The following is a 13,471-nucleotide window of genomic DNA, read 5'->3' as shown; positions in this document are numbered from 1 at the left end:
CAGCTTAAGTTAACGCTAATGCCCATGGGGAAGGGGCAAAACAAAAAAATCATTTCTTAAAAGCACTTATAGTAATTTAATATTAGACTGATTAGTTACAAGTAATCTATTAAATATTTTTTTGTGAAATTTTGAGCCTTAGTCCCTTAGTGGCTAATTTAAAATATAATATCTTTGTGAATCTTAGTATCTTAGAGCCTTTGTGGCAATAAAAAAAACAGTGTCAATGCCAAAAAAAGTAAGTTTAGTATTATCCGGAGGAGGAGCTAGGGGTTTGGCTCATATTGGTGTAATAGAGGAAATAGAAAAGCGTGGTTACGAAATTCATAGCGTAGTAGGAACATCTATGGGAGCTCTCGTTGGAGGTGTTTATGCTATGGGCAAAATGGAAGAATTCAAAAACTGGATGTATACCTTAGATAGAAGAAAGGTTTTTAATCTTGTGGATTTCACTCTAAGTACACATGGCATGATAAAAGGCGATAAAGTGCTCAATAGAATGAAAGAGTTTATTAGCGATAAACCCATCGAAGATTTCCCTATTTATTTCGCAGCATTGGCTGTTAACCTCATCAAAAAAGAGGAAGTTGTATTTACAGAAGGAAGTATCTACGATGCTATTCGTGCAAGTATTTCAATTCCCAATGTACTTACTCCAGTAAAAACTGAGGATGGTTTTTTGGTTGATGGTGGCCTTATGAATAACCTCCCCATGAGTTATGCTAAACGAGTTGATGGAGATATTTTAGTAGCTGTAGATGTTGGAGCTAATGTTCCGGTGATTAAACCCATGCTTACAAAAAAGGAAACCAAAGAAAAAGAGAATGCTTATCAGAAAAGGATGAAAGATTTCTATCAACAATTACATAAACTAGTTCCCAGCCGTAAAGAAGAGCTAAAAGAAGAAAAACTAGGCTATTTTGACCTCATGAGCAAGACGGTAGATTTAATGATGGAACAACAAACTAAGTTGAATCTAATGCATCATCATCCAGATATTTTGGTGGAGATTTCCAGAGAATCTGCTGGAACCTACGACTTCTATAAAGCAGAGGAGCTTGTTGAAATTGGTAGGATGGCATTTTTACAAACTATAAAAAAAGATTAGGAATTGCTTTTGTCTGTTTATAAAAGTCTTATAAAACATAATCTTTCAAACTCCGAAATATTTTCCTTAAATTTGATCTTTCTGTTCTCCCTATGGATATGGTGGTGAGCAAATGCAAATAAAATCGCTAAAAACTAAAATTACCCTTATGAAGTATCAAGTCGTATTCTTATTGCTTGGAATTCTTTTTCTTTCTTCCTGCAATTGTGACAAACCAAAATATTTAGAAGAAGAAGCCATTGTGGCTTTCGATGAATTGAGTTCTACTATTGGAGAAATGAATTCTTGTAGTTATACCATCACCGTTGAGGCCTTGAGAGAAGGAGGCGAATTAAAAGAAGTAACTCATGATGTTTATTTTCGTGGGCCTAACAAAATGTATATTTACTCTAGTGGAGAGGATTTATCAAGAGCTTATTGGTATAATGGTTCTCAGTTTGCCTATTATAACTATTTAACTGCAGAATACGATACCACGGCAGCACCTGGGAATATCATTGAAACCATTGAAGCTATCCATGAGAATTATGGGATTTATTTTCCAGCAGCCGATTTTTTCTATCCTACTTTTACCGATGATATGATCAATAATTTTGATTCCATATTATATCTTAATCAGGAAGATTTAAAAGAAAGAAGTCTTATTGAAATTGCTGGTATTAATTCTGAATTAGAAGCAATCTTTACTTTGTCAAGAAGTAAAATGGGGGTTTTACCTCTTGGATTGAGTCTTTATAATAAAGAAATGGATAATGAATTGGTTTATGATGCTGTGCTTTCCAATTGGAGGCATAACCCAAGTTTGCCTGACCGCCTTTTTAATTTCGTGCCTAGAGAGGATGCCAAAAGAGTAAAATTAGAACCCAAAAAATAAAACCCATGAAAAAGTATATATATATTATCCTGACCCTATTCTTATTTATAGGTATGAGTATGAATGATGTCATGGCCCAACGAATGAATCATAGCCGAGGAGGAGGAGCTTCAAGAAGCGGATCAAGTTCGATGAATAGAAGTAGTGGAGGAAATCGCTCAGTAAACGGAGGTGCTCAAAGATCACAATCTCGACCTCAAACTCAGCAAAGAAGCACAAGTCAGAATAGAAACAAAAGTGCTACTCAAGCCAATAGAAGTCAAACGCAGAATAGAAACAAAGGAACTCAAACCCGTGATCATTCTAATCAACAAAGAAAAAACACCACTAATAATAACCGCAGCGGAAATGTATCCAACAAAAAAGGGAACAATTCCAATAATCGCAGCGGAAATACGGTGAATAATCGTTCTAATAATAAGGTGAACGTTAATAATAGCCGTACCAATGTGAATGTAAATGTGAATAGAAATGTTCATGTAAACACCCGCCATAGCAGTCGATACTATAATGGACACCGAGGATACCATCCCTATCATTATCATCCTTATCGCCCCTATTATTATGGCCCACGTTGGCATCCCGTTGGTTTTCTTATCACTACTATGGTAGCCACTGCCGTTATTGTATCTATACATAATCAGCAATATTATTATGATTCTGGAGTGTATTATGTACAAGCATCTAGCGGTTATACTGTAGTCCCAGCTCCAGTAAATATTGTGGTAGTGGAGGTGCCTAAAGAGGCGGAACCAGTTCCCATGGAAGAAATCACTTACTATTATTTTGGAGGAGCTTTCTATAATAAAGTAGACGATGGGTACCAAGTTATTGATGCACCAGATGGAGCTATCGTTTCTACTATCCCCGAAGGTGGTGAAGAAGTTGAAATTGGTGGACAAAACTATGTGTTCTATAATGATATTTATTTCCAGCCTCTTTCACAAGATGGAAAAGATGTTTATCAAGTAGTAGAGATGGAACCAATAGAGTAGAGCTATTTTAAAAAATAGAAACCCTGAAGCATAAGCCTTAGGGTTTTTTTTATGTTTATTCTTAAAGCAAAATTATTTTCATTACCAATGTAATTCTTACCTTTACCTGCAAATAAAATCGACCGCTATGAATCCCTTTTCATCAAACAAATTAGGCCTAATTATAACAGTTTTCCTATTCGTAATCCTATTCACCAATTGTAGTGACGAAAAGAAACCATTAAAAATTGATCCCGCCTATACCAGCTATATTACTGCTTTTACCGGCGATGTAGTGAGCAATCAATCTAATATCAAAGTTCGTTTGTCGCAAAGTCATTCTGGTGCGGTATCTGGAGAAGCTTTAGCAGAACCGGTATTTGACTTTAGTCCTAAAGTTGCTGGACAAGCCTTTTGGCTCGATGCACAAACTATCGAATTTCGTCCTGAAAAACAATTGCCTTCTGGTCAGTTATTTAAAGCGGAGTTTAGCTTAGGGAAATTGCTTCAGGTTCCTAGTGAATTAGAGAAGTTTGAATTCCAGTTTCAAGTAATGAAGCAATCTATAGATATAAGGTTTGAAGCCATGAATGCCTATGATAAAAGCGAATTGAAATGGCAGGTTATAGAGGGGGTGGCATTAAGTTATGACTTTGCTCAAACTGAAGCCCTAGAATCAGGAATTTCTGCTTATCAAAAAGGAAAGAAATTGAGTATTCGTTGGCAGCATCAAGATGGAGGGAAAATGCATTATTTTACCATAGATAGTGTGGAACGTAAAGCGAAAGTGGAAGAGGTGATTCTCCATTGGGATGGAAAAGCCTTAGGGATTAATGAAGAGGGCGAAAAGAAGTTTGAAATTCCTTCGCTGAGTGATTTTAGTGTTTTAGATGTGAAGGTGATACAAAGTGGTGAGCCTTCTATTCAGATTCAGTTTTCGGACCCTATAGACCAAGAGCTAGATTTAACAGGATTGATTTATTTCAGCCCGGAACTCAGTATTCGAACTTTAATACAAGACAACCAAATTAAGGTATTTCCAAATCAAAAAGTGACTGGAAGCTATAAGCTGATGGTGAGTAGCTCTATAAAAAACAAAGAGGCTTATCAACTTGGTAAGACTTTTGAAAAGGTTGTGAGTTTTAAAAGTTTGAAACCTGCTGTAGAATTGATAGGAGAAGGTAATATTCTACCCTCCTCCAATGGTCTTGTTTTTCCATTTAAAGCGGTAGGATTAAGTGCCGTAAATATTAAAATCATTAAAGTCTTTGAGGATAATATCATGCAGTTCTTACAGAATAATCAACTGAGTGGGACAGAGGAGTTGAAACGAGTAGGAAGATTAGTTTATAAAGGTGAATTGCCATTAAAATCCGAGGAGGCCATCGATTATGGTCAGTGGAATAATTTCGCCATTGATCTTTCTAGCTATATTGAAGTAGACCCTGGAGCCATATATCGTATTGTTCTGAGTTTCGATATAAATCAATCCCTTTATGTTTGTGAAAATGAAGATGGAGCATCCCAATTGCAAGCTGATGAGGTGACGAGTTCAGACGAGGATTGGGATAGTCCTTCTGGATATTACTATTATTATGACTCCGGGAATAACTCCTATTATGGAGCTAATTATAATTATTATGAAAGAGACGACCCTTGTAAAATATCCTATTATTTAAATAGTAGTAATGTAGTGGGAAGAAATATCCTGGCATCGGATTTAGGCATTATTGCTAAAGGCGGTCATGGAAATCACCTTTTAGTAGCCATTACCGATTTAAGAAATACTTTGCCCATGGCAGGAGTAGATGTTGAAATTTATAATTTTCAGCAACAATTAATAGAAACTCAAACAACTGATATCAATGGTTTTGTGCAAGTTGATTTACATAAGAAACCATATCTCCTCATTGCTAAAAATGATAAGCAAAGAGGCTATCTTCGTTTGGATGATGGTTCTGCTTTATCCTTAAGTATGTTCGATATTGGTGGCCAAAGAAATGAAAAAGGGATCAAAGGATATATGTATGGTGAGCGCGGCGTATGGCGCCCTGGGGATTCCTTGTATATGACTTTTATGCTAGAAGATAGAGAACGGACTTTGCCTCTAAATCACCCAGTAGTATTTGAGTTATATACTCCTCGTCAGCAATTGTTTTATCGAACAGTTTCTAATAATTCTGTAGGTGGAATCTACGATTTTAGAACGGCCACTTCAGCTGATGCCGAAACAGGAATGTGGAGGGCAAAAGTAAAAGTAGGTGGAGCCGTATTCACTAAGAATTTGAGAATAGAAGCCATTAAGCCCAATCGCCTAAAAGTGAAACTGGATTTTGGAACTCCATTATTGGCAAAAGATAAAACCATTAAGGGAGAAATTGAGGTGAAATGGTTACATGGTGCCATTGCTAGCGATTTAAAAACCGATGTAGAGATGAAACTAAGTCCTTACAAAAAAGCTTTTCCTAAATATGATGGCTATAGCTTTCAGGACAAATCTCGATCTTTTTATTCCGAAGCAGAAATGGTTTTCGATGGACAAGTAAATGAGGATGGAATAGCGGAAATGCAGCCCAAGATTAACGTTGGTGATCATGCTCCAGGAATGCTCAAAGCAAACTTTAAAATCAGAGCATTCGAAAAAGGAGGTGATTTCTCCGTGAACAGAATGAGTATTCCTTATTCTCCTTATAGCTCTTATGTGGGTGTGAAAATACCAGAAGTAAAAGGCTGGAATGGTGCTTTATATTCTGACGAAGATCAAATGATTCCTATCGTAACAGTAGATGAAAATGGAAATCCAGTAGATCGCAAAGGATTAAAAATTGAAATCTATAATATCTATTGGAGATGGTGGTGGGAACGTTCTTCTGACAACGATTTGGCTCATTATGTTTCAAACAGACATGAATATCTATTAAAATCAGAAACCATAGATACCAAAGACGGAAAAGCCCAATACAAGATGAATCTTGGGGGACAGCTCTACGGCAGGAAGTATATTAGGGTCGTCGACCCTATCTCTGGACATAGCACCGGAAAAGAGTTTTATGTGACCTATAATGGTTGGGGTGATTCTGGAGAAAACCCCGGTGGCGCTGAAATGTTGACTTTCTCCACCGATAAAGAAAAATATCAAATAGGGGAGACCATCAAAGTAAATATTCCGACTGCCAAAGGAGGTCGTATTTTAGTGAGTGTGGAAACAGGAGCTAGAATCATCAAGAATTTCTGGGTGAATTTATCAGAGGAGGAGAAAGATTTTGAACTAGAAGCTACCGAAGAAATGAGTCCCAATGTATATATCCATTTGACTTTATTACAAGCGCATAATCAGATGAAAAACGATTTACCCATTCGTATGTTTGGAGTTCAGTCTATTTCTGTCGAGAATGCAGCATCTCATCTTCATCCTCAAATCACTATGCCTAAAGAATTAGAGCCCGAGAAAAAGTTTAAGGTAAAAGTGGAGGAGGCCAATGGACGTAAAATGTCCTATACTTTAGCAGTGGTTGATGATGGATTACTCGACTTAACGAATTTTAAAACCCCTTCACCATGGAGCCATTTCAATGCTAAAGAAGCCTTGAGTGTTCGCACATGGGATATGTATACCTACGTGATGGGAGCTTTTACTGGTAAAATGGCTGGTCTCTTGGCCATTGGTGGTGATGAAGCTGCCAATGCTGATGGAGGAGCCAAAGCCAATCGTTTTAAACCTGTTGTGAAATTCTTAGGTCCTTTTGAGCTAGGAGCCAATGGGAAAAATGAGCATGAAATATTGATGCCTAATTATGTGGGCTCAGTAAGGACTATGCTTATAGCTAAAGAAGGTACTGCCTATGGCTCTGTTGATGAAACCAGTCCGGTGAAGAAACCTTTGATGGTTTTGGCCACATTACCAAGGGTGGTAGGTCCCGACGAGACTGTTACACTTCCTGTCACTGTTTTTGCCATGGACGACCAAATTAAAAATGTAAAAGTAAAGGTAGAAGCTAATAGTTTATTCCATGTATTGGAATCCAAGGAACAGATGCTCACATTTGAAAGGCAAGGAGATAAAGTAGCGAATTTTCAATTGAAAGTAGCTGATGCCATTGGAATAGGAAAAGTGAAAGTAGAAGTGAGTAGTGGAAGCGAAAAAGCCATATATGAAGTGGAATTAGATGTGAGAGCGCCTAATCCAAGAATTGCAGATGTGGAATCGGCAGTTCTCGAAGCAGGCGAAACCTGGACCACTCAATATAGCCCAGTGGGAATAGATGGAACTAATACAGGAACTCTGGAAGTTTCTAATATTCCTCCTCTAAATTTAGAGAAGAGGATGAGCTATTTAATTAGATATCCTCATGGTTGTATAGAGCAAACTACATCGGCTGTTTTTGCCCAATTATACTTGTCTAATTTTGTTGAATTAAGCCCAAATCAGACTGTCAAAACAGAGGAGAATATTAAAGCTGCTCTAAATAAACTTCGTTCTTTCCAAACCTATTTGGGAGGATTTTCTTATTGGCCTGGTATGGATGAAAATAATGCTTGGGGAAGCAATTATGCTGGGCATTTTATGTTAGAAGCCCAAGCAAAAGGCTATGCACTTCCTCCGGGCTTATTACATAATTGGGTTAATTTCCAGAAGCAAGAAGCCAATAGCTGGACAAGTGAGGGGACTGCCTTTGCACAGTCTCAAAGTCAATTGACTCAGGCCTATCGTTTATATACCTTAGCACTGGCAGATGCTCCTGCTTTAGGTGCCATGAATCGATTGAAGAATCGAACCGATTTAAATGTGGTTACCAAATATTGTTTGGCTTCTGCTTATTATATGATTGGAAAGAAGACAGTAGCAGAGAAAATGATAAAGGACGCTGGTATTAAAGTGGATACTAAATATAGATATTCTAATACTTACGGAAGTGAAAATAGGAATAAAGCTATAGTTTTAGAAACCTTAGCGCTTTTGGGTGAAAAATCCAATGCAAAAATATTATTCGATGAGTTGAGTTCTAGTTTAGCTTCTGATAGGTGGTTGAGTACTCAAACTACAGCCTATTCGCTTTTAGCCATTTCTAAATTTATTGGAACTACAGATTTGCAGAATCAAGAATTAACTTTCCAAGTGAAATTTGATCAACAAGCCGGAGAAAAAATCAAGACTTCAGCTCATATCAAACAAATAGATTTGGACTTCAAGAATACAAAAGAGAGGAGTCTTTCTATTAAGAATACCGCTGAGCAAACTCAGTTTGTCCGTTTATTGTTGGAAGGTATTCCAGCCATTGGAGATACTACAAATGCAGAAAATCATTTGAAGATGAATATCACCTATCGTGATTTAGATGGAAAGAAAATAGACCCTAAAAACCTGAAGCAGGGAAGTGATTTTATGGCAGAAGTGGAACTCGTGCATCCTGGTATCAGAGAAGGATATAGAGATATGGCTTTAACACAAATATTCCCTTCAGGTTGGGAAATCAGGAATATGAGAATGGATGAAGGCTTCTCTGGTCCGTCTGAAAGTTCATATACCTATCAGGATATTAGAGATGATAGAGTTTTGACCTATTTTGACTTGGATAGAAGACAAAGGAAAACCTTTATTGTCTTATTGAATGCGGCTTATCAGGGAAAGTATTATTTGCCTACCACCTATTGTGAAGCCATGTATGATCATGATATTAATGCTCGGGTTTCTGGTGAGTGGGTGGAGGTGAAATAATATTCTTAAGGTAAAAGAAGAGTTATTTCACAGAGTTACACAAAGAAGCCACAGAGGTTCACAGAGAAGAAAAAGGGATTGCACTTTTAATGGAATTGTAATTTAGGATGCTTTGTGGTTTTTGTGCCTACTTTGAACCCTTTGTGCAATAACGAAAATGTGAAGAATCTATTATTTGAAAATTGATTTGACAAGAATTAATGCGAGAGCAGCTTGAAAAATATAAGTATTATTTGCTAGGAGGCCTTGTGTTGACTCTAGTGCTATGGTTTTATTTCTTAATTCCAAAGCCATTATTCCAAGAGCCCTATAGTACTATCTTGAATGATAGGCATGGTCGATTATTATCAGCAAGAATTGCCGATGATGGTCAATGGCGTTTTCCCATGTCAGATAGTTTGCCGGATAAGTTTGTTCAATGCATTACTTTTTTTGAGGATGAATATTTCTATCAGCATCCGGGAGTGAATCCATTTTCTTTGTTTAGAGCATTTCGACAAAATTTAGAAGCGGGAAGTATTGTGAGTGGAGGGAGTACTTTGAGTATGCAGACCATTCGCTTGGCGCGAAAAGCTAAGACCAGAAGCCTTTGGCAAAAAACTATAGAGGTCTTCTGGTCCATTAGAATGGAATTGTCTTATAGTAAAGATGAAGTATTGAGATTGTATGCGGCACATGCCCCTTTTGGAGGCAATGTGGTGGGATTAGAAACCGCGGCTTGGCGTTATTATGGTAGAAGTCCCTATTTACTTTCTTGGGGAGAAATGGCCACCTTAGCAGTATTGCCAAATGCTCCATCTTTAATTTATCCTGGGAAGAACCAAGAAAAACTATTTCATAAACGTAATAGATTGTTGGATAAGCTGCAGCGTAATGGAATTATCGACCAAGAGACTTGTGATTTGGCAAAATCAGAAGCCATTGTTTCCAAGGCGAAATCTGTAAAATCTCAGGCTCCTCACTTATTGGATAGATTGATTTCTGAAGGGGAAAAAGGAGAACGTATTCAGTCTACTGTCGATAAAGAATTGCAAAATAAACTCAGCAGATTGGTGGCAGATTACCACAGTATTTATAGCCAAAATGAGATTCATAATATGGCAGCTTTGGTTTTGGATGTACGTAATTCTGAGGTTTTGGCTTATGTAGGGAATACAGAATGTGAAGAAGAAGGTTGTGGAAGAGATGTGGATATTATTCAGGCTCCAAGAAGCACAGGCAGTGTCTTAAAACCTTTTCTTTATGCTTTTATGCTGGAGGATGGATTCTTACTCCCAAAGTCTTTGGTGGAGGATATTCCCACTCAAATTTCTGGCTATTCTCCCCGAAACTTTGAAGAAAGTTATGATGGGATGGTTCCTGCCGACGAAGCTTTGGCTCGTTCACTCAATATTCCTGCCGTACGAAATCTTCAACATTACGGCTTAGAACGATTTTCTACTCATCTCAAGAAACTAGACTTGCATCATATCAATAAATCCTCCTCTCATTATGGCTTATCTGTTATTTTAGGGGGTGCTGAATCTAGTCTATGGGATTTGTCTAATGCTTATATGCGAATGGCTCAGCGATTAAATGATAATGGTTCTGATTTCCCTGCACATTTTGATTTGAATGAGAAGCATCAAAGAATAGCGGAGGATGATGCCTTTAATGTGGGGGCATTATGGTGGACTGCTGAAGCTTTAAGTCAAGTGAAAAGACCTTGGCAAGAAAGTGGATGGCAAGAGTTCCAATCGGCTAAGAATATAGCCTGGAAAACAGGAACCAGCTTTGGGCATAGAGATGCTTGGGCTATTGGTTTTACTCCCGATTATGTGGTAGCGGTTTGGGTAGGAAATGCAGATGGCGAAGGAAGACCGGGTTTAACGGGTTTAAGTATGGCGGCTCCTGTGATGTTTAAGGTTTTTAATTCCTTGCCAAGAGGAGAATGGTTTGAACAGCCAGATTGGGATTTGATTCCACAAAAAGTATGTGCTAGGAGTGGATATTTGGCCGCTGATGCCTGTGAAGAAGTAGAGGAGCTTATGCTTCCAAAGAAATCGGTAAATACTAAAGTGTGTCCTTTCCACCAAATCATTCATTTAGATAAGAACGAGCAGTTTAGGGTGACGAGCTCTTGTTATTCTGTGAGTGAAATGAAATCAAAGTCTTGGTTTGTATTACCACCTATCCCGGAGTGGTATTATAAAAAGAATAATCCTTTTTATCAGTCATTACCTCCATTTAAAAGTGATTGTTTACAATCCTCAAAAAATGAAATGGATATCATTTATCCGAAGAATTATACTAAAATTCTTATTCCACGAGAATTAGATGGAAGTAAAGGGAAAGTGGTTTTTGAAGTGGTGCATAGACAATCCAACCAAATCATATATTGGCATTTAGACCAAGAATATCTAGGGCAAAGCATTGGGCAACATCGTATGGAATTGGATACAGAAGCAGGAAAGCACCAAATGACTATCATGGATGAAAATGGGGAGGTTCTGGAATGGCGATTTGAGGTGGTGGAGTAAATCTTTTTCTTTGAAAAGCATTGTGCCTTAGCGCCTTCGTGGCAATAATGTATCCACAAGTGATTCAGATTAAAAAAGAAACCATCCGATTATTACAAAAAAAAGTGAAATCCCAATAACAGGAATTCCACTTTCAATTTCACAAAAAAACTCTAATCAAAAATCAATTCTTATATTATGCTAATTGTTTCTTTGCCGACCATTTGTCTTTAAAAACCACGTAGGCTAATATGAGATTTGCTACAATACTAATTACTCCAGATGCTAACATTAGAAAATCAGTCCTTGGTAAAGGAACCAAGTGGGTTTCTACAGCTGTTGGACTGATAAAGTAATACATAAACCAAGCTGCCAAAGTAAATGCTCTAGCCTGTAACCAAGTACCTTTTTTAATGAAAAGTGAAGGAATGGTACAAGAAAGAAGTACCAAGAATTGGTTGGCGGCAGAGCCTGGGAAGTTTAAGTATACAAATACAAAATTCCAGATGTCGTAGGCTATAATCCATAATGTGGTCATGGCTGGCCAAACCAAGTCTTTTTCTTTGCTATCATCTATTTGAATGTCTTTCCATCCGGTAAGAGTTATGATAGACAGTATTCCGGCAATGGCATTAAGAATATTCGCGATAAATCCCATAGAGAAATCTTGTCCTACAGCCTCTGCAATATTAATGGCTAGGAATGCTGCGGCTACAAAGCGAGCAGATTTAGCAAAGCCCAGTTTGGTATATCTCATGAAAGAAAACCAAATGGCGGCAAATACCACGGAATATAATTTCACCCATTTAAACCAATAGCTGACTTCTGTATATCCCAAATAAGCAATCAGAGGAATCACCAAAAATGGAATGATGATATAGAAAGCAAATGTGGGTATTTTATATCTTCTGAAAAGTTCATTGAGTAAAATGAGAAGGACAAGCATGCCCACCCAGTGCAAAGCTGTTTTCCAGCCGCTATATTTATGGATATAGAATTGATGATGGCCTTTATTATATTTTATCTTCTTTGCGCTCAACAGCTCAATCTTGGCTTCATCAAAGTCATGTATTTGGTCTCCAGTTTTGCTCGTGATACTAATATACTCACCTTGCTGTTCCCAAGATTTTATTTCCTTAAGATTATTGCCTCCAAATTGCTTGGTGATTTCTATCATGCCCTCCTCCATAAAATTTAGTCGGTAGAATAATCCTCCTTCTCCTGGGTCACCATCTAAAACGCCTTGGTACATTCCAATTTGTACATCAGCAGCCTCATGATTTGTTTGATTCGCTGAAAGAACATTCCACTGAGTTAGTATTAGGGCTAGACCCAGTAGAATGCTTTTATTTAAATTTTTAATATTACTCATCATGCGGCTATCTTTAAATCTGCATTTTTTCTTCTTTTTATCACATTTCTGATCCAAACAATAGTGAAGGGAACTGCGATGGCTAGGTTAATCCATCCCCAATAAACCAATGCGGTTGGGTTTGCCCAAGCTGAAGAATCCATAGTTGGTGTAAAGATGTCGTAAGTAGCTCTAATGAGAATATGTAATGCTAAAGTATAGACTCGCGCTGTGACATATAATTCTGGGCGTTTCTTGAGAATGGGGTAGAGTTCCGCAGCAACAAGAATACAGAAGGAGCTGGCAAAAAAGCCTGCGTTTTCTCCAAATACAAAGGCAAGGTTCCAAGTAGTATATAGGAAGTTCCAACCTGCAGTGGTATAGGCTAGTAAATCGCCTGGTTTTTCTTTGCTAAAGACCCAAGCTTGCTTTTGTCCTTTGGCATATACCAAAGGAATACTAATACATAAAACCACTCCAACTATAGCGTTGGGAATTAATCCAGCTTCAAAGTCTTTTAAAGTCGCTTCTGCAATATTGAGGAATAAAACTCCATAAACCGCCCAAAGTATCCAATCTTTTTTAAAGAATTTCCAGAATCCTTGTCTGTCTTCGTAGTTGGCGACTCTACCAAATCCTACCAATAGTGCGGTTGGAATAAGTACGCTCAGTGTTTTAGCCCATCTAAACCAGCCATCTAAATTATGACTCCAGAGTGGAAAGGTGAATAAGGCTGCTATCCAAAATACAAAAGCAAAACGATGGTTCTTTCTCATGCCCTCTACCATCAAGAGGAGGATGACTATATATATGGTCATCGATAAAGCATATTGCCAAATAGGTATGTCCATGATATGATGTTTTAAAATGAATAAATGTTCATTAAATATATAAAAAAATAGGGTTACCCATTTAAGTCTCGTGTAATTTAATCGAAGCGTAAGCAATCG

The 13,471-nt window shown here is 37.6% G+C and carries 7 protein-coding genes; 5 read left to right on the top strand and 2 right to left on the bottom strand.

Going from position 1 to position 13,471, the window contains the following annotated elements:
- The first annotated feature begins 226 nt into the window (after positions 1–226).
- The 5 genes from HNS38_RS18535 (at position 227) to pbpC (ending at position 11,191) form a co-directional block, all read left to right on the top strand.
- Complete coding sequence (locus HNS38_RS18535) at positions 227–1,108, top strand: patatin-like phospholipase family protein (RefSeq protein ID WP_172283001.1); 882 nt, start codon at positions 227–229, stop codon at positions 1,106–1,108.
- Positions 1,109–1,256: 148 nt separating this feature from the next.
- Positions 1,257–1,982, top strand: coding sequence for a DUF2092 domain-containing protein (locus HNS38_RS18530; RefSeq protein ID WP_172283003.1), 726 nt, complete (start codon positions 1,257–1,259; stop codon positions 1,980–1,982).
- Positions 1,983–1,987: 5 nt separating this feature from the next.
- On the top strand, positions 1,988–2,977 hold the full coding sequence (locus tag HNS38_RS18525) for a DUF6515 family protein (protein ID WP_172283006.1): 990 nt from the start codon (positions 1,988–1,990) through the stop codon (positions 2,975–2,977).
- Positions 2,978–3,104: 127 nt separating this feature from the next.
- Positions 3,105–8,672, top strand: a complete 5,568-nt coding sequence (locus HNS38_RS18520; RefSeq protein WP_172346871.1) for an alpha-2-macroglobulin — start codon at positions 3,105–3,107, stop codon at positions 8,670–8,672.
- Between the two features lie 200 nt (positions 8,673–8,872).
- Positions 8,873–11,191, top strand: a complete 2,319-nt coding sequence (pbpC, locus tag HNS38_RS18515) for a penicillin-binding protein 1C (RefSeq protein WP_172283010.1) — start codon at positions 8,873–8,875, stop codon at positions 11,189–11,191.
- A gap of 175 nt (positions 11,192–11,366) precedes the next feature.
- Here pbpC and HNS38_RS18510 read toward each other — a convergent pair whose 3' ends face one another.
- A complete protein-coding gene (locus HNS38_RS18510) occupies positions 11,367–12,545 on the bottom strand; it encodes a DUF5692 family protein (RefSeq protein ID WP_216663782.1) in 1,179 nt (392 codons plus the stop codon).
- A complete protein-coding gene (locus HNS38_RS18505) occupies positions 12,542–13,372 on the bottom strand; it encodes a hypothetical protein (RefSeq protein ID WP_172346870.1) in 831 nt (276 codons plus the stop codon). The genes HNS38_RS18510 and HNS38_RS18505 overlap by 4 nt, the downstream gene beginning before the upstream one ends.
- Between the last annotated feature and the right edge of the window lie 99 nt (positions 13,373–13,471).

It is taken from the genome of Lentimicrobium sp. L6, from assembly GCF_013166655.1.
In the GTDB taxonomy this organism is placed as follows: Bacteria; Bacteroidota; Bacteroidia; order Bacteroidales; family UBA12170; genus UBA12170.
Note: the sequence above shows the minus strand (reverse complement) of the source record. Positions and strands in the feature narration are given on the sequence as shown.

Coding starts and splice junctions, on each gene's coding strand:
- HNS38_RS18520 (WP_172346871.1), top strand. CDS start 3,105: ATGAATCCCTTTTCATCAAACAAATTAGGCCTAATTATAACAGTTTTC.
- HNS38_RS18505 (WP_172346870.1), bottom strand. CDS start 13,372: ATGGACATACCTATTTGGCAATATGCTTTATCGATGACCATATATATA.
- HNS38_RS18525 (WP_172283006.1), top strand. CDS start 1,988: ATGAAAAAGTATATATATATTATCCTGACCCTATTCTTATTTATAGGT.
- HNS38_RS18530 (WP_172283003.1), top strand. CDS start 1,257: ATGAAGTATCAAGTCGTATTCTTATTGCTTGGAATTCTTTTTCTTTCT.
- pbpC (WP_172283010.1), top strand. CDS start 8,873: ATGCGAGAGCAGCTTGAAAAATATAAGTATTATTTGCTAGGAGGCCTT.
- HNS38_RS18535 (WP_172283001.1), top strand. CDS start 227: ATGCCAAAAAAAGTAAGTTTAGTATTATCCGGAGGAGGAGCTAGGGGT.
- HNS38_RS18510 (WP_216663782.1), bottom strand. CDS start 12,545: ATGATGAGTAATATTAAAAATTTAAATAAAAGCATTCTACTGGGTCTA.